This is a genomic window from Pseudarthrobacter sp. NPDC055928 (assembly GCF_042270935.1).
Taxonomy (GTDB): domain Bacteria; phylum Actinomycetota; class Actinomycetes; order Actinomycetales; family Micrococcaceae; genus Arthrobacter.
On sequence record NZ_JBHJZH010000015.1, the window covers coordinates 25,769 to 41,744 of the forward strand.

Here is a 15,976-nt window from a genome sequence, read left to right on the forward strand (position 1 = left end):
GGTAGCAGCAGATGTCGTTTTGAGCCCTCATAACGACATCAGCTGCTACCTAGTTGGGCCCGACACAGATTTAGAGGAGCACCATGAATCAGGCTTTTGTGTACGACGCAGTGCGCACCCCGTTTGGCAAGTTCGGCTCCGGCCTCGCGGCCGTCCGCCCGGATGACTTGGCAGCGCACGTGATCACCGAGTCGGTAAAGCGCGCGCCCGGGCTCGATCCGGAGCGGATCGACGAGGTTGTGTTCGGCAACGCCAACGGCGCCGGCGAGGAAAACCGCAACATCGCCCGGATGGGTACGCTTTTGGCCGGACTGCCGGTGTCCATCCCGGGTACCACGGTGAACCGGCTCTGCGGCTCCTCCCTGGATGCCGCGATCATCGCCTCGCGCCAGATCAACGCCGGGGATGCGGATCTGATGCTGGTGGGCGGCGCCGAGTCGATGTCCCGTGCCCCCTGGGTACTGCCCAAGACGGAAAAGCCCTACCCCGCCGGCGACATGACCCTGGCCTCCACCACGCTGGGCTGGCGCCTGGTGAACAAGGCCATGCCTCAGGAATGGACCATCTCCCTGGGCGAGGCCACCGAGCGGCTGCGCGAGAAGTACGGTGTGACCCGCGAGCAGCAGGACGAATTCGCCGCGAACTCGCACAACCTCTCCGCTGCTGCGTGGGACGAGGGTTTCTACGACAACCTCGTGGCCCCGGTTCCGGGAACGGACCTGGTCCGGGATGAAGGCATCCGCGCGGGTTCTTCCGCCGAGAAGCTCGCCGGGCTGAAGACCGTGTTCCGGGCCGAGAACGGGACGGTCACGGCTGGAAATGCGTCCCCGCTGTCCGACGGCGCCTCCGCGGCCTGGATCGGCTCCGAAGCTGCCGCCGGGCTGCTCGGGCTCGAACCGCTGGCCAGGATCGCCGGCCGCGGCGCGCACGGCAACGACCCCCAGTACTTCGGCTACGCCCCGGTGGAGGCCGCCAACAAGGCCCTCGCGAAGGCGGGCATCGGCTGGGACCAGGTGGGCGCCGTCGAACTTAACGAAGCGTTCGCCGCGCAGTCCCTGGCCTGCATCAACGCCTGGGGCATCAGCCACGAGATTGTGAACCGGCACGGCGGTGCCATCGCGATGGGCCATCCGCTCGGCGCGTCCGGCACCCGGATCCTGGGCACCCTCGCCCGGTCGCTGCAGGCCTCCGGTCAACGCTGGGGCGTCGCGGCGATCTGCATCGGCGTTGGGCAGGGCCTGGCCGTGGTGCTTGAAAACGTCACTGCCGGTGCTTCGGCGTAAAGGAAAGGGCTAAGCGATGCTGAATTTCGTAGACACTGTGGCCGATGCCGTCGCCGGCATCCGGGACGGTTCCACCGTGATGATCGGCGGGTTCGGCAATGCCGGGCAGCCGTTCGAACTGATCGACGCGCTGATGGACTGCGGCGCCACCGACCTGACTGTGGTGAACAACAACGCCGGCCAGGGCGACCAGGGCCTTGCGCTGCTGATCAAGGAAGGCCGGGTGAAGAAGATGATCTGCTCCTTCCCGCGGCAGTCCGACTCCTGGCACTTCGACGCCAAGTACAAGGCCGGGCAGATCGAGCTGGAACTCGTCCCGCAGGGCAACCTGGCCGAGCGCATCCGGGCCGCCGGCGCGGGAATCGGCGGGTTCTTCACCCCCACCGGCTACGGCACCATGCTGGCCGAGGGCAAGGAAACCCGGATCATCGACGGCCGCGGGCAGGTCTTTGAGACCCCCATCCACGCCGACGTCGCACTGATCAAGGCCCTCAAAGCCGACGGCAAGGGCAACCTCGTTTACCGTAAAACCGCCCGGAACTTCGGCCCGATCATGGCCGCCGCTGCCAAGCAGAGCATCGTCCAGGTTTCCGAGATCGTCCCCACCGGGGCACTGGACCCGGAGGCCGTGGTTACCCCGGGAATCTACGTCAACACCGTTGTCCGCGTGCCCGCAGACGCCGGAACACCAGAACAGGTGGCCTGAAAATGAGCGCACAGACCAACAGCCAGACCAGCATCCAGACATCCGCAACGCCACTGGGCCGCGACGACCTCGCCCGGCTCGTGGCCAAGGACATCAAGCCCGGCTCGTTCGTGAACCTGGGTATCGGCCAGCCCACCCTGGTGTCCAACTACCTCACAGCGGACCAGGACATCACGCTCCACACCGAGAACGGCATGCTGGGCATGGGCCCCGAAGCCCAGGGCGAGGAGATCGACGAGGACCTCATTAACGCAGGCAAAATCCCCGTCACCGAACTCCCGGGGGCGTCCTACTTCCACCACGCCGACTCCTTCGCGATCATGCGCGGCGGGCATCTGGACATCTGCGTCCTGGGCGCCTTCCAGGTCTCCGCCACCGGCGACCTCGCCAACTGGCACACCGGCGCCCCGGGCGCGATCCCGGCCGTGGGCGGCGCGATGGACCTCGCCACGGGCGCCAAGGACGTGTTTGTGATGATGACGCTGCTGACCCGCGAAGGCGCCTCCAAGATCGTGGAAGCCTGCACCTACCCCCTCACCGGTGTCGGCTGCGTGACCCGCGTGTACACGGACAAGGCGGTGTTCCTTACCGGGCCTGAAGGCGTCCAGGTCCGCGAAACCTTCGGCTGCACGCTGGAGGAGCTCCAGGAACTGGTGCCGGTCCCGCTCACAGCAGCCCCCGCCGTCGCGCCTTAACACTGGCCCTGGCACGAACTTGGCAGCAATCCCCTCAAACCCATGAGTTGAGGGGCATCTGCCAGTTCCCGCCGAATAGGATTGGTAACCATGACCAACGCACCAGCAGACACGCAGGCCGCTCCGCAGGCGGGCGACCAGTACGTGCAGTCGCTGGCGCGCGGGCTGGCCGTCATCCGTGCGTTCGATACCGACCACCCACTGATGACCCTCACTGAAGTGGCGGCCCGCACGGACCTCACCCGGGCCACCGCGCGGCGTTTCCTGCACACGCTGGTGGAACTGGGCTATGTCCGCACCGACGGCAAGACGTTCGCGCTGACGGCCAAGGTGCTCCAGCTCGGGTACGCGTATCTGTCCGGAATGTCGCTGCCGCAGCTTGCCCAGCCGCATTTGGAAGAACTGTCGCTGAAACTGGGCGAGTCCACCTCCGCGGCTGTATTGGACGGCACGGACATCGCGTACATCGCCAGGGTGACCACCCGCCGGATCATGAACGTTGGCATCACGGTGGGCACCCGCTTCCCGGCGTACGCCACATCGATGGGCAGGGTGCTCCTTGCCGCGCTGCCGCCGGCCGAGCTGAAGGCCTACTTGGCCGCCGCTGAGATCAAACCGCTGACGCCCCGCGCGCTGGGCACTGTCCCGGAACTGTTGGCCGTCCTGGAAAAGGTCCGCACCCAGGGTTGGTGCCTGCTGGACCAGGAGCTGGAACTTGGACTTATGTCCGTCGCCGCTCCGGTTTATGACGGACCCAAAGTGGTGGCAGCCGTCAACGTGTCCCTGCAGGCCCAATCCGTCGCGGCCCAGCCGGACCCGGATGCGTATCTTGCCTCGGTGGCGCAGGAAATAGTGGCGACGGCGAAGCTCATTTCGGCCGATCTGACCGCCCGGCGGTAGCCGAGACAAACAGAAGAGGCCGACGGCGGAATGTTCCGCCGTCGCCCTCTTGTCCCTTCTGCCTGCCTGGAACTGGACCGCGGGCCCTTTTCTGGGCCCCTGTGGGTAACTGTTTCCACATAAGCCTGCTGCGCTACTGCCGCCGGAGCGGTGCTGGCCATAGACTCTAGCCAACTACGTGCAGCAGTGCCGCTCGCGAAGTTCCCGCCGGTCAAACGGACGGACACGGACCCTGAGGCACTGCCGCACACGGCTGTGAGGGGAGTGGCGGGTGAAACTGGGCATACCGCGGGAACGCCATGAGGGTGAACGGCGAGTGGCCGCCACCCCGGAGACGGTCAAGCAATTGGCCGGCCTGGGGCTGGACGTGCTGATCGAGTCGGGGGCAGGGGACCCAGCCGGATACGGCGACCACGAATACATGCATGCCGGCGCCATGACAGTCCCAGCCCTGAATCCCGCCGACCTGGACATCCTGGTCCACGTACGTCCGCTGGAACCGGCAACGGCCCGGTCCTTGAAGCCCGGGGCCGTTACCGTGGGGATGGCGTCGCCCTCGTCCGAACTGGCCACCGTCCAGGCGCTCGCGGACGCCGGCGTCACGGCCTTCGCCTTGGAACTGGTGCCCCGCATTTCCCGGGCCCAGTCCATGGACGCGCTCAGCTCCCAGGCCTTGGTAGCCGGCTACCGCTGCGTGTTGGAGGCCGCCATCAGGCTGCCGCGCTTCTTCCCGCTGTACATGACCGCTGCCGGCACTGTGCCGCCGGCCCGGGTACTGGTGCTTGGCGCCGGTGTGGCCGGGCTCCAGGCTATTGGCACCGCCAAGCGGCTCGGTGCCCGCGTCTCCGCCAACGACATCCGGCCTGCCTCCGCGGATGAAGTCGCATCGATGGGCGGCACCTTCATCAGGCTCGACCTCGAAACGGCGGAGGCCTCCGGCGGCTACGCCCGTGAACTCAGCGCCGACCGCGGCGCCCTCCAGCGTGAGTTGCTCGCGCCGCATGTCGCCCAGGCGGATGTCCTGATTACGACGGCGGCTGTACCCGGCAGGCGGGCACCGCTTCTGGTGAGCCGGCAAATGGTGCAGGCCATGCGGCCCGGTTCCGTCGTCGTCGACCTCGCCGCGGAATCCGGCGGCAACGTGGAGGGCTCGGTTCCCGGCGAAGATATTCCGGTGCCCACAGCAGACGGGCAGGGCCACGTCACCTTGGTGGGACTGAAGGACGCACCGTCCGCGATGGCCTCGGATGCGTCCCGCCTGTACGCCAAGAACGTGGCCAACCTGCTGGCCCTGATGACTCGGGACGGGGTGGTCAGCCCAGATTTCGACGACGAAGTGGTGGCCGGCGCCTGCCTCACGCACGACGGCGCGGTGCGGCATTTGCCCACGGCCGAAGCTCTGGCGGCGCTCATCCCCGCCCCTCCGGACCATTCGCCCACGGTCCAAAACGACACGGTCCAAAACGACACTGTCCACAACGAAACGCTCCACAACGACATCGTCCGCAGCGAGGGAGGAATCTGATGGACGGCATGAGCCTGCTCACCGTCACCGTCCTGGCCGTCTTTGTGGGTTTTGAAGTGGTCTCCAAGGTCTCCAGCACCCTGCACACGCCGCTGATGTCTGGGGCGAATGCCATCCACGGCATCATCCTGGTGGGTGCCATCATCGTGGCCGGGCAGGCTGCCGATCCGGGGATCCTGGCCGTGGCCCTGCTCGCCGTAGTGCTGGCCACCGCCAACCTGGTGGGCGGTTTTGTGGTTACTGACCGGATGCTGCACATGTTCCGGGGCCGCCAGGAAGCCCCAGGCAGGGATGGCACCGTCGGGAAAGCCGTAGGCAAGGGGGAAGGACAATGACCCTCCTCGATCCGGTCTGGACCGCCCTGCTCTACCTTGCAGCGGCCGTGTTCTTCATCCTCGCCCTTCGCGGCCTCAGCTCCCCGCGCACCGCCCGCCGCGGAAACCTGGTGGGTGCCTTCGGTGCGTTGGTCGCCGTCGTCACGGTGTTCCTGTCCTCACGCCTGGACAATATTCCGTGGATTATCGGGGCCATCGCGGTGGGAACCGCCGTGGCCGCCCCGGTGGCCAGGCGGGTGAAAATGACCCAGATGCCCCAGCTGGTGGCGCTCTTCAACGGGGTGGGCGGCGGTGCTGCCGCGCTGGTGGCGCTCCTGGAACTCGGCCATACGCCGGATCCGTGGGTGCGGCTCGCCATTGTCTTCACGCTCCTGGTGGGCGCAGTTTCCTTCGCCGGGTCCGGAGTCACCTTCGCGAAGCTCCAGGAACTGATGACCACCCGCCCCGTCGTCTTCCCGGGACTGCCTGTAGTGATGGCGTTGGTGCTGCTCGCCGCGGTGGGTACCTCTGTCGCCGTCGTCCTGACCGGTTCCCTGCCGCTCGCCGTGCTGCTGATGGTCCTGGGTCTCGCCGCCGGCGTGCTGCTGGTGCTGCCGGTGGGCGGCGCGGATGTGCCGATCGTCATTTCCCTGCTGAACGCGTTCACCGGCCTCGCCGTGGCCGCGTCCGGCGTGGTGCTGGGCAACGTGCTGCTGGTGGTGGCGGGAACCCTGGTGGGTGCCTCCGGTACCATCCTCACCCGCGCCATGGCCGCGGCCATGGGCCGCAGCGTGGCCGGCATCCTGTTCGGCGCCTTCCGGGGAGGTTCGACGGCGGGATCCACCGCCGTGAGCGAACGTCCCGTGAGGTCCTCCAGCGCCGAGGACGTCGCAGTGCTGCTGGGCTACGCGCAGCGGGTCATCATTGTGCCTGGCTACGGCCTGGCCGTGGCGCAGGGACAACATACCGCCGCCGAGCTGGCCCTGGCCCTGGAGGCCCGGGGCATCGAGGTGGACTTCGCCATCCATCCGGTGGCCGGGCGGATGCCGGGGCACATGAACGTGCTTCTCGCCGAGGCCAATGTGCCGTATGAGTCGCTCAAGGAGATGGGCGAGATCAACTCTGAGTTCCGGACCGCGGATGTGGCGCTGGTGGTGGGCGCCAACGATGTGGTGAACCCGGCGGCGAAGACGTCCTCCGGCTCGCCGATCTACGGCATGCCCATCCTGGAGGTCTCTGACGCCCGCCAGGTGATCTTCCTGAAGCGCTCGATGCGGCCCGGTTTCGCGGGAATCGAGAACGAGCTGCTCTATGAACCGCAGACTTCCCTGCTGTTCGGCGACGCCAAGGATTCGCTGGCCAAAGTCCTGGGTGCTGTGAAGGCGCTGTAGTCTTGCTGGCCATAGGACCGACCCTGACGCTTACCAGCCTGGCACGTCATTCGCTGGCGATTCCATCCACGTTTCACGAGGAGACTCATCCATGAGCTACCCGCAGACTACGCCCGAAGAAGCACCCCGAACGGCCCGCCCCGTTTGGCTGCTGCCGGTCATCATGACAGTTGTTACCGGTGTGATCGGCATGGTCCTGGTGGCGGGGCAGGGCCTGTACTGGATGATCGCCGTCATCGCCGTGGTTGATGCTCTCGGCGTCTTCACCATCGTGCGGTCGGCCCGGATCAACGCCCGGAACCACGAAGCCAGGGCTCAGGAAATCCAGACTTAGGAAGTACGCTTTCTATTAACGCCCATCCAACGTCACCGAAGGACACCATGACAGGCAACAGCTCCCCTGCCCTTAAGCGCGCGGCCATCATCGTCAATCCTGCCAAGCCGGTGGATGTTGACGTGCGTGCCCTCGCAGCCAAGCACTGTTCTGAGAATGGCTGGGGCGAACCCATTTGGCTGGAAACCACCAAGGAGGACCCAGGCGTCGGCCAGGCAAAGGAAGCGCTGGAGCAGGGCGCCGCCATCGTTATTGCCGCAGGTGGCGATGGCACCGTGCGATGTGTGGCCGAAGTCCTCGCCGGCGGTGACGTGCCCATGGGCCTGCTTCCGTTCGGCACGGGCAACCTCCTGGCCCGCAACCTGGGCATGGACGTCACCGACTTTGACGGCGCCATGGCCGGGGCCCTAGCGGGAACCGAGCGGAAGATCGACGTCGTCCGCGCCCGCCGGAGCAACCCCGACAAGGAGCAGCTGTTCCTGGTGATGGCCGGCGTGGGCTACGACGCCACGATCATGGCCGACACCAACGAGGACCTCAAGGACAAGGTGGGCTGGCTGGCCTACGTGGATGCCGGCATCCGGAACCTGCCGGGCAAGCCGGTCAAGGCCACCATCGTTGTCGACGGCAAGGACGTGGTGCACCGCCGGGTCCGCAGCGTCATGGTGGGCAACTGCGGCAAGGTCCAGGGCGGCCTGGAGATCTTCCCCGACGCCAAGGTAGACGACGGCCTCCTCGATGTGGTGGTTCTGGCACCGCGGGGGAAGCTCGGCTGGTTCTCCGTGATCGCGGGCATGATCGGCAAGGGGAAGGGCCGGGACACCTCAGTGGAGTACTTCCAAGGCAAAACCGTGGAGATCACCCTGGAACACAACGACGACTACCAACTCGACGGCGACCACGAGGGTGACGGCAAGCATGTCCTCATGACCCTGGAGCCCTCCGCCCTCACCCTCCGGATGTAACCCAACTAGGTAGCAGCAGATGTCGTTTTGAGGCTCCATAACGACATCTGCTGCTACCTAGATGGGGGGCCGGCAGCGACGGGGCGGTGGGCCAGGATCTCGGCGAGCTCCGCGAGGCGGTGCGCGCGGGCCGACTCAGCGGGCGTGAACGGTTCGCCGGGACGGACGAACGTGAGGGGTCCGTGCCAGGCGGTAGGGATTTTCAGCCGCGTTCCGGCGTCGTGCTTTTCCAGAACAGCCTCCGACGGCGTGAGGATGCGTGCGCGCAGCAGTTCGGCCACGGCCAGCGGCAGTTCGTCCGGGGCGTCGGCGATCCTGGCCGCCAGGCTCAGCGCCCTGGTCTGGCCGTCTGCCATGGCCAGTGCCGTGGTGGGCCACACATGGGACCGGGAGCCGCCGCCGTCGTGCAGTGCATCCAGCAGGTCCCGTTCGCTGAGGTTTCCTGGGGCGGAGAGCACAAATTCGTCCAGGACGCCGCCGGCCACAGGGTGGACGTGGATGCTCAAAATGTTGGTGTCCAGGCGGGCCAGGGCCTTGGTGATTTTCTGGAGCGAACCCGGCTGGTCCTGGAGTACGGTGCGGGCCCGCCACAGCGACGGTGCCTTTCCCAACTGACGGCGGTGGCGCAGGGCTGGTGCATGCAGCCAGCCGCGCAGGACGCGGGCAGCGGACGGCTCGGCCACCCAGATCACCAGGATGGTGGCCGTGAGGGTGAGCACCAGTACCTTGGCCAGGTAAGGGAGATGGGTCCCTACCACCAGGGCGTGGACCAGAAGCTCGATGGGAAGCATGACGGCGACATTCGCTACCGTGAGCCGGGTCTTGGTGGGTTCGGGCATCAGGCCGCAGACTTCGCAGCTCAAATCAGCCGCGGCAGGGCTGCTTGCGGTGGGCTTCATGTTCCAAGGATCACGTGGTGCTGTTTCGGGGGTGTTGCCCCGCCGTTCCGATCGTGGGAACGCTCCGCAACATAGGATTTACGGGCAGCTTTCCATGACTGCCCGACGGCGGCACATGGCTGGGTGCGTACGCGCCGGCTGCGTGGCTGAGTCAGGCGGCGAGGTATTCTTGGAAAAAGTCACCCCATTCAATGGAAGCGACGGATCATGGCCAATTCAGTTTCCGGGGACTCTGTGGTGGATCGTGTGGTCAGGGTCATTTCAGCGTTCCCTGAAGGCGTCAGCAGCCTCCAGCTTTCGGACTTGGCCGCCCGGGCGGAGCTTCCCCTCACTACGGCGCATCGGCTTGTCCGGCAGTTGGCAGCGCACGGCCTGCTTGAGACCGGCGCCGGTGGAACCGTCCGGCTGGGGCTGCGTCTGTGGGAACTGGTGAACCGTAATTCGCCTACCTTGGCGCTGCGGCAGGCCGCCATGCCGTTCATGGAGGACATCCAGCAGGTCCTCAACCAGAACGTGAACCTGGCGGTCCTGGACCACTGGGAGGCCCTCTTCGTGGAACGGCTGTCCCACCGCGGTTCCGTGGCCAACCGGGCCAAAGTGGCCGGACGGATGCCCGTCCACGTTTCCTCAGCCGGGCTCGCGCTGATGGCGCACCAGGGGAAGGCGCTGCAGGCTGAGTACCTCGAGCAGTTCGCCGACCCCTCCGGGAAGGTAACGCGGGATGCGGTGCGCGGCCTGCTCAGCGAAACGGCCTTGCAGGGCTTTGCGCAGCTCGCCGGCGTCGTGGATCCGGACACCTGGGGCATTGCCGTTCCCGTCCTGGACGCGAGGCAGCGCGCGGTGGCAGCGCTCGGCGTGGTGGTTCCGCTCCGGGAGATGCGCCTGCAGGCCCTGGTTCCTGCTCTGCAGACTGCCGCGCGGGGAATCGCCCGGCGACTGGGCGAGGCCGGTAGCTGATTTCGGACTTCCGTTGAATGGAATATGCGTTACGCCAGTCAGGCTTCCTGCTGCACACTGAAGCCTAGACGCCCCACGCAGCTCTTCCAGCACGAGCCCCCGCAACGAAGCGAGAAACAACCATGGCACCACGCAAAATCATCACCACCCAGGTGGCCATCATGGGCGCCGGCCCGGCCGGCCTGATGCTCTCCCACCTCCTGGCCAACGCCGGGATTGACTCCACCGTGGTCGAAGTCCGCAGTCACAAGGTCATCTCCGAAACCGTCCGCGCCGGCATCCTGGAGCACGGCACCGTCAACCTGCTCGTGGACAGCGGAGTCTCGGACCGGGTGCTGCGTGACGGGGACCGGCATGACGGCATCGAGCTGCGGTTCAACGGCGAAAGCCACCGCGTCGACTTCAAGGACCTCGTGGGGGAGTCCGTGTGGCTCTACCCGCAGACGGACGTCTTCCTGGACCTCGCAGCACGACGGAAGGCCGACGGCGGCGACGTCCGCTACAGCGTCACGGACACCACCGTGCACGACCTCGAAGGCAAGCCGAAGGTGTGGTTCACCGACGCCGACGGTGTGGAGTGCGAGATCCAGGCGGACTTCGTGGTGGGCGCGGACGGTTCCCGCAGCCACTGCCGCTTCCAGATCCCGGAGGCCAACCGGAAGTGGTACTTCCACGAGTACCCTTTCGCCTGGTTCGGCATCCTGGCCGAAGCTCCGCACAGCGCGGACGAGCTGATCTATGCCAACTCCGCCAACGGCTTCGCCCTGATCAGCCAGCGCACCGAAACCGTGCAGCGGATGTACTTCCAGTGCGATCCCCATGAGAACGTGGCTGACTGGGACGACGACCGGATCTGGGCCGAGTTCCGCAGCCGGGTCAACGGCAACGGCTTTGAACTCAAGGAAGGCCCCGTCATCGACAAGATGGTCCTGCCGTTCCGCAGCTTTGTGCACTCCCCCATGCGCCACGGCAACCTGTTCCTGGCCGGCGATGCAGCGCACACTGTCCCGCCCACCGGCGCCAAGGGCCTGAATCTGGCCATCCATGACGTCAAGGTCCTCTTCGAAGGACTGGACAGCTACTACAACTCGGGCTCCACGCACCTGCTGGACACTTTCAGTGACCGGGCACTGGAGCGCGTGTGGAAGGCCCAGCAGTTCTCGTACTGGATGACCACCATGCTCCACACGTCGGTGGACGCGGATGACTTCACCCGCGCCCGCCAGCTCGGCGAACTGAACTCCGTGGTCTCCTCCCGGAATGGCATGGCCTACCTGGCCGAGGCCTACACCGGCTGGCCCGGCGCCGTTTCCTAGAATGCCGTGACATAGGCTGCGTGAAATTGAAGTACGACGGCGGGGCTGACGCCGGCTGTGCGGGCCTGTCCCCGATGTGCGGAATCAGGCAGGGCGTCAGAGCGTCAGGGCGCCAGCAGCCGCCGGATTGGGGCGGCAATGGCTGCAACGTCCGGATGCTCGCCTTGCCTGACGGTGAGCATGTGGAGCAGTATGCCGTCGCCGTAATCCGCCACGTCCCGAGCCCGCGCGGCTGCGTCAGCCACCCCTAAGGCGGTCAGCGCCTGCTCCAGCCCGCCCACCAGCCGGAGATGCCCGGCGGTCACCGCCTCGGGTTTGTCCAGGGAAAGCGCCAATCGGGCACGCGTGAGGGCAGCGTGCTGTCCTGCCAGCGCCAACACCAGGGCGGCCAGTTGACGGGCCAGCTCCTCAATGTTCCCGGGCGGGCCGGCCTGCCCCTGGTCCTGCAGGAGTGCGACGTCCAGCTGCTCCAGGCGGTCCAGAACGGCCTCCACTAAGGCAGCCCGGTTCCGGTAGTAATTGGAGGTGGTCCCTTCGGCCAGCTGCGCCGCCGCGTCAACGGCCCGGTGGGTGAGGCCTTTCATTCCTTTGTCCGCCACTACCCTCAAGGCGGCGTCCATAAGTTCTGTGCGGCGGTCAGGCATGGGCCCAGTGTAATTGACCCCTTCCGAATTACTACAAAAGTAGTAGGATCGCACGCATGGAAACAATCTCGATTGTTGGCGGAGGAATTGCCGGGCTGGCACTGGCTGCCTGCCTGGACCAGGACCGTTTCGATGTGACGGTCACAGAGAAGCGGCCGGAGTTGCCCGCGGTTGGGACAGTGCTGGCCATGTGGCCCGACGCGCAACGTGCCCTGGAAAAAGTGGGTGTCCTGGCTGAGGCCCGCACCGTGAGCCCGGTGATTGGAAGCGGATCCATCCGCAATGCCGCGGGCGTGCCCTGGGTTACCGTGAACGGCGGCCAAATGTTCGGCATTTCGAGGGTGGACCTGCTGCGCCTGCTGGACGCTGCCGTGCCGGACACTGTCCGCCGGATCACGGGCCGCTTCCACGCGGTCCCGTCCGGGGCCGGCCTGGTGGTAGGGGCCGATGGCGTACACAGCGCGGTGCGTCGCGGCATCTGGGGGGAGCGGACCGCAGCCCGGCCCACCTCGTACCTTGCTGTCCGGGGTACGCTTCCGGTGCCTGTCCACCCGGAACACGTTGGCGAATACTGGGGGCGCGGAGATCTTTTTGGCATCGCCTCTGCAGCCGCCGGCACCAATTGGTACGCGAGCTATCGCTCCAACCTTGGGATGGAGGGAATCGACGTCGCCTCAGCCCTTGAGCAGGCACGGATCCGCTACGCCGGGCACGCGGGTGCCATCCGCGACGTCCTTGCCCAAGCCACTCCGGAGCGTTCGCTTGCCCAGGGGATCTGGACCACCCCGCGGTTGCGGTCCTTCGTCCGCGGCCGGGTTGTGCTGATCGGCGATGCAGCCCATGCCATGACGCCCAACCTCGGCAGGGGAGCCTGCGAAGCATTAGTCGATGCAGTCACACTGGCGGAACTTTTGAATGTCCTTCCTGCTGACGAGGCACTGAGGTCATACGATCGCCAGCGGCGGCTCCGCACTCAAGCCCTGGGCCTGGCGTCGTCCGCGCTGATGCGCGTGGCGCTGACGGAAGCCGCCCAGCCCCTGCGCGACCGGCTGCTGACGCTGGCCCGGCGCCCGAAGGCGCACGCCGCCGTCGTTACTGGTTCCCCCACCTGATCAGCGGACGGGGGCGGCTGGTTCTGCGCCGGCCGCCACCAGCCCAGGTGACTTGGCCGCATCTGGAGCAGCCCCCGGGACGTTTTTGCGCCCCGCACCGCGGCGGCTGGAGCGGCCGTAGACGAGGTACATGGTGAGCCCCGTGATGATCATCAGCAGCACGGTGTACACGAACGTGTTCCCCACGCCCTCAACTCCTTCTGCACCGTCGGTATTGGCCTTGATCACCAGCCCCAGCGGCTGGACCAGTGGGTGCGCCAGGAAGATCGCGGTGTCATAGTCATCCAGCATGCTGTTGAAGTTCAAGGCCGCGATGGCTGCAGCAGCCGGGAGGACAATGGGCAGCAGGATCCGGCGGAACACATACAGCGTTTTGGCTCCCATGATGGCTGCGGCTTCCTCCATCGAGGAGTTGACCGACGCGAACGAGGCTTTGAGCATACGGAGGGTGAACGGGATCTTCACAGTCACGAACGCGATCAGGAGGATCACCGTGGTTCCTGTCAGCACGGCCCCGCCCACGAGCGGATTCGGGTGGTCGTAGCTGATGATGAGTCCGAGGGCGAGCAGGGCGGACGGCAGGATCCAGGGAATGTGGAGCAAGTATTCGAAAACGGACGCGACCCAATTCTTGTACTTCTGCAGCAGTCGGGCCACAAACAGCAGGCCGCCCACCGCTATCAGGGTGGCCAGCCCACTGTAAACAACGCTGACGATGAAAGGGCGCAGGCCCGACTCCTGCGTGAGGACCCGTACATAGTTGTCCAGGGTCAGGCTGCCCGGGGAGATCTGGCCGGTCTGGATCGCGGCGCCGTCGGCAAAGGAATACAACACGATAAGCACCACGGGCAAGGTGTACAAGGCAAAAAGCAGGTAGGCGATGGCGTGCACGGCAGCGTTGGCAACAGGGCTGGTGATTCGCTGTTTCTGCAGGGCCGAGGACACTTTGGACAGCGAGTAGTACGTGCCGCGCTTCTCCAGCCGGGACATGACCGCGAGCATCAGGATGGTGGAAACGCCCAGGATGACGGCCAGCAGCGCAGCCAGGTCCCGGGAGGTGGGGCTGTTGGCGAACGTCAGGATCATCGGCGTGATGGTCTGGAACTCCCGGCCACCCAGCACCTGCGGAGCGCTGAGTGCGCCCAGGCCAGTCAGGAAGGACAGGATGGTGACGGCGAACAGCGTGGGTTTGAGCATGGGCAGCACCACGCGGCGCAGGATGGTCCACGTGGACGCCCCCAGGTTCCTGGCCGCCTCGATGGTCTGGTAGTCAACGCCCTTGAGCGCATTGCCCACGAACAGCATGTGGTTGGTGGTCGTGGCGAAGGTCATCACCACAAGGACAGCAAAGAAGCCGGAGAACCATGCCGGGTCCATTCCGGGGAAGACCGTGAGCAGCAGGGAAGTGACGATGCCTTTGTCGCCATAGATGAACTTGTAGCCAGCGGCCAGCACGATGCCGCCGTAGATGAACGTGGTGGCGTAGCCGAGGAAAAGGATACGGGAGCCGCGGATCTTGAAGTAGTGCGTGACCAGCACAATGAAGATTCCCACGGCGTTCACCGTGATGGACAGGGCGAGTGCCAGCAGGAAGCTGTTGCCCAGTGACTTCATGGCGCGCTGCGAGGAGAACAGCTTCTCGGCCGCCCGCCCCGAGAAGCTGCCGTCCGGGAAGAACGTTGCAATCAGGACGTTGAGGTTGGGCCAGACCAGGAACGCTGCGATAAACCAGGTGAGCACTGCGCCGACCATCAGGACGAAGGGGGACCGGAGCATGCTCCTGGCAGAGCCGCCGTTCCTGCCGCCCTTCTTACCGCCGATGTTAGCGGGACCGCGGTTCATGGCAGGGCCACTGCCTGGTCCTGCTTGGCCAGGGCGGCTCCGGTGCCCGGATGGTACTGCAGCACGTGGGCCGGCTGGACGTACACTGTGGCTTCGGCGCCGGCTTCGGGGTGGGCACCGCCGTCTTCCTTGACCAACAGCCGGATGTCCGCGCCGCGGCTCCGCACCACATAGCGGCTGTGCAGGCCGTGGTAGGTACGAGATACGACTGTTCCGGACAGCCCGACGGCGGTGCCTCCGTCCGCCGGCGGTGTCAGTGACGCCTTTTCCACCCGCAGGTAGGAATTGGCGTCAGGGTCCAGGCCGGCGCCGGAGAGCCGGTTCAGCTCCGCCACGAACTCCGGGGTCAGCGGGGAGCTATCACCGATGAAGTTGCAGACAAACTCGGTGGCTGACTGGTCGTAGATGTCCTTCGGCGTGCCCACCTGCTCAACCACTCCCTTGTTGAACACGGCCACGCGGTCGCTCATGGCCAGGGCCTCATCCTGGTCGTGGGTGACGTAGACGGTGGTGATGCCGAACTCGCTTTGCAGGTCTTTGAGCTGCTGCCGGAGCTGGTTCCGCAGCTTGGCGTCCAGGTTGGACAGCGGCTCGTCCAACAGCAGGATCTTGGGCCGCAGAACCAGTGCGCGGGCCACGGCCACACGTTGCTGCTGACCTCCCGACAGCTCCGCCACGTTCTTGCCCAGCTGGTCTTCGCTGAGCTCCACCCGGCGCGCAATATCGCGCACCAGGCGGTCAGTGTCGGCGGATTTTTCCTTCCGGACCCGGAGTCCGAATGCGATGTTCTCCCATACGCTCATGCTGGGGAACAGGGCATAGTTCTGGAAGACCATGCCCACCTGGCGTTTGTCGCTGGCCAGCCGGGTGACGTTTTTCCCATCCACGTGGACGGTTCCCCTGGAGGGCTCGATGAACCCAGCCAAGGTGCGCAACGCCGTCGTTTTTCCGCAGCCGGAGGGGCCCAGGAGTGTGAAGAATTCCCCTGGCCTGACGTGGAGGTTCAGGTCTGGGATGGCTGTGAAGTCGCCGAAGGAAACTTCGATGTTGTCCAAGCGGATCATGGGAAACCTGTCTGGTGGGACTGTGGGTG

Annotated in this window: 16 protein-coding genes; 12 read left to right on the forward strand and 4 right to left on the reverse strand. The window is 66.0% G+C overall.

What is annotated here, in order from left to right:
• The first annotated feature begins 83 nt into the window (after positions 1-83).
• The 9 genes from ACFC25_RS17430 (at position 84) to ACFC25_RS17470 (ending at position 8,113) form a co-directional block, all read left to right on the forward strand.
• Positions 84-1,283 (forward strand): thiolase family protein, encoded by a 1,200-nt coding sequence (locus tag ACFC25_RS17430; protein WP_376047435.1) that lies wholly within the window; start codon positions 84-86, stop codon positions 1,281-1,283.
• A gap of 16 nt (positions 1,284-1,299) precedes the next feature.
• Positions 1,300-1,989 (forward strand): 3-oxoacid CoA-transferase subunit A, encoded by a 690-nt coding sequence (locus tag ACFC25_RS17435; protein ID WP_376047438.1) that lies wholly within the window; start codon positions 1,300-1,302, stop codon positions 1,987-1,989.
• A 2-nt stretch (positions 1,990-1,991) separates the two neighbouring features.
• Entirely contained in the window at positions 1,992-2,684 is a 693-nt protein-coding gene (locus ACFC25_RS17440; RefSeq protein WP_376047441.1) for a 3-oxoacid CoA-transferase subunit B, read from the forward strand.
• Positions 2,685-2,774: 90 nt separating this feature from the next.
• Positions 2,775-3,584: an IclR family transcriptional regulator C-terminal domain-containing protein gene (locus tag ACFC25_RS17445; RefSeq protein WP_376047444.1), complete on the forward strand. Its 810-nt coding sequence runs from the start codon at positions 2,775-2,777 to the stop codon at positions 3,582-3,584.
• Between the two features lie 271 nt (positions 3,585-3,855).
• Positions 3,856-5,109: a Re/Si-specific NAD(P)(+) transhydrogenase subunit alpha gene (locus ACFC25_RS17450; RefSeq protein ID WP_376047446.1), complete on the forward strand. Its 1,254-nt coding sequence runs from the start codon at positions 3,856-3,858 to the stop codon at positions 5,107-5,109.
• Positions 5,109-5,444 (forward strand): NAD(P) transhydrogenase subunit alpha, encoded by a 336-nt coding sequence (locus ACFC25_RS17455; RefSeq protein WP_337348656.1) that lies wholly within the window; start codon positions 5,109-5,111, stop codon positions 5,442-5,444. The genes ACFC25_RS17450 and ACFC25_RS17455 overlap by 1 nt, the downstream gene beginning before the upstream one ends.
• Positions 5,441-6,814 carry an NAD(P)(+) transhydrogenase (Re/Si-specific) subunit beta gene (locus ACFC25_RS17460; protein WP_337348657.1) on the forward strand — a complete coding sequence of 458 codons (1,374 nt, stop codon included), beginning with the start codon at positions 5,441-5,443 and terminating at the stop codon, positions 6,812-6,814. The genes ACFC25_RS17455 and ACFC25_RS17460 overlap by 4 nt, the downstream gene beginning before the upstream one ends.
• A 91-nt stretch (positions 6,815-6,905) precedes the next feature.
• The gene (locus tag ACFC25_RS17465) at positions 6,906-7,148 is read left to right on the forward strand and encodes a hypothetical protein (RefSeq protein WP_337348658.1); all 243 of its coding nucleotides are present in this window, start codon (positions 6,906-6,908) and stop codon (positions 7,146-7,148) included.
• Between the two features lie 47 nt (positions 7,149-7,195).
• The gene (locus ACFC25_RS17470) at positions 7,196-8,113 is read left to right on the forward strand and encodes a diacylglycerol/lipid kinase family protein (protein WP_376047449.1); all 918 of its coding nucleotides are present in this window, start codon (positions 7,196-7,198) and stop codon (positions 8,111-8,113) included.
• 53 nt (positions 8,114-8,166) lie between these two features.
• Here the strand turns inward: ACFC25_RS17470 and ACFC25_RS17475 are convergent, their stop codons facing one another.
• Positions 8,167-9,012, reverse strand: coding sequence for an amino acid-binding protein (locus ACFC25_RS17475; protein ID WP_376047452.1), 846 nt, complete (start codon positions 9,010-9,012; stop codon positions 8,167-8,169).
• A 207-nt stretch (positions 9,013-9,219) separates the two neighbouring features.
• Here ACFC25_RS17475 and ACFC25_RS17480 point away from each other — a divergent pair, with 207 nt between their 5' ends.
• Together ACFC25_RS17480 and ACFC25_RS17485 are read left to right on the forward strand one after the other, a co-directional pair.
• Entirely contained in the window at positions 9,220-9,969 is a 750-nt protein-coding gene (locus ACFC25_RS17480; protein WP_376047455.1) for an IclR family transcriptional regulator, read from the forward strand.
• A gap of 122 nt (positions 9,970-10,091) precedes the next feature.
• Positions 10,092-11,285 (forward strand): 4-hydroxybenzoate 3-monooxygenase, encoded by a 1,194-nt coding sequence (locus ACFC25_RS17485; RefSeq protein ID WP_376047458.1) that lies wholly within the window; start codon positions 10,092-10,094, stop codon positions 11,283-11,285.
• Between the two features lie 104 nt (positions 11,286-11,389).
• Here ACFC25_RS17485 and ACFC25_RS17490 read toward each other — a convergent pair whose 3' ends face one another.
• Positions 11,390-11,929 carry a TetR/AcrR family transcriptional regulator gene (locus ACFC25_RS17490; protein WP_376047461.1) on the reverse strand — a complete coding sequence of 180 codons (540 nt, stop codon included), beginning with the start codon at positions 11,927-11,929 and terminating at the stop codon, positions 11,390-11,392.
• Positions 11,930-11,985: 56 nt separating this feature from the next.
• Here ACFC25_RS17490 and ACFC25_RS17495 point away from each other — a divergent pair, with 56 nt between their 5' ends.
• Positions 11,986-13,041, forward strand: coding sequence for an FAD-dependent monooxygenase (locus ACFC25_RS17495; RefSeq protein ID WP_376047463.1), 1,056 nt, complete (start codon positions 11,986-11,988; stop codon positions 13,039-13,041).
• On the opposite strand, the gene ACFC25_RS17500 is transcribed toward ACFC25_RS17495, so the two are convergent.
• Both ACFC25_RS17500 and ACFC25_RS17505 read right to left on the reverse strand, forming a co-directional pair.
• Positions 13,042-14,883 carry an ABC transporter permease gene (locus ACFC25_RS17500; protein WP_376047466.1) on the reverse strand — a complete coding sequence of 614 codons (1,842 nt, stop codon included), beginning with the start codon at positions 14,881-14,883 and terminating at the stop codon, positions 13,042-13,044.
• Complete coding sequence (locus ACFC25_RS17505) at positions 14,880-15,947, reverse strand: ABC transporter ATP-binding protein (RefSeq protein WP_337348666.1); 1,068 nt, start codon at positions 15,945-15,947, stop codon at positions 14,880-14,882. The genes ACFC25_RS17500 and ACFC25_RS17505 overlap by 4 nt, the downstream gene beginning before the upstream one ends.
• Positions 15,948-15,976: the final 29 nt, after the last annotated feature.

Excerpts from the sequence above, each read along its gene's own strand:
- ACFC25_RS17430 (WP_376047435.1), top strand. The coding sequence starts at position 84 with ATGAATCAGGCTTTTGTGTACGACGCAGTGCGCACCCCGTTTGGCAAG.
- ACFC25_RS17435 (WP_376047438.1), top strand. The coding sequence starts at position 1,300 with ATGCTGAATTTCGTAGACACTGTGGCCGATGCCGTCGCCGGCATCCGG.
- ACFC25_RS17440 (WP_376047441.1), top strand. The coding sequence starts at position 1,992 with ATGAGCGCACAGACCAACAGCCAGACCAGCATCCAGACATCCGCAACG.
- ACFC25_RS17445 (WP_376047444.1), top strand. The coding sequence starts at position 2,775 with ATGACCAACGCACCAGCAGACACGCAGGCCGCTCCGCAGGCGGGCGAC.
- ACFC25_RS17455 (WP_337348656.1), top strand. The coding sequence starts at position 5,109 with ATGGACGGCATGAGCCTGCTCACCGTCACCGTCCTGGCCGTCTTTGTG.
- ACFC25_RS17460 (WP_337348657.1), top strand. The coding sequence starts at position 5,441 with ATGACCCTCCTCGATCCGGTCTGGACCGCCCTGCTCTACCTTGCAGCG.
- ACFC25_RS17465 (WP_337348658.1), top strand. The coding sequence starts at position 6,906 with ATGAGCTACCCGCAGACTACGCCCGAAGAAGCACCCCGAACGGCCCGC.
- ACFC25_RS17470 (WP_376047449.1), top strand. The coding sequence starts at position 7,196 with ATGACAGGCAACAGCTCCCCTGCCCTTAAGCGCGCGGCCATCATCGTC.
- ACFC25_RS17475 (WP_376047452.1), bottom strand. The coding sequence starts at position 9,012 with ATGAAGCCCACCGCAAGCAGCCCTGCCGCGGCTGATTTGAGCTGCGAA.
- ACFC25_RS17480 (WP_376047455.1), top strand. The coding sequence starts at position 9,220 with ATGGCCAATTCAGTTTCCGGGGACTCTGTGGTGGATCGTGTGGTCAGG.
- ACFC25_RS17485 (WP_376047458.1), top strand. The coding sequence starts at position 10,092 with ATGGCACCACGCAAAATCATCACCACCCAGGTGGCCATCATGGGCGCC.
- ACFC25_RS17490 (WP_376047461.1), bottom strand. The coding sequence starts at position 11,929 with ATGCCTGACCGCCGCACAGAACTTATGGACGCCGCCTTGAGGGTAGTG.
- ACFC25_RS17495 (WP_376047463.1), top strand. The coding sequence starts at position 11,986 with ATGGAAACAATCTCGATTGTTGGCGGAGGAATTGCCGGGCTGGCACTG.
- ACFC25_RS17500 (WP_376047466.1), bottom strand. The coding sequence starts at position 14,883 with ATGAACCGCGGTCCCGCTAACATCGGCGGTAAGAAGGGCGGCAGGAAC.
- ACFC25_RS17505 (WP_337348666.1), bottom strand. The coding sequence starts at position 15,947 with ATGATCCGCTTGGACAACATCGAAGTTTCCTTCGGCGACTTCACAGCC.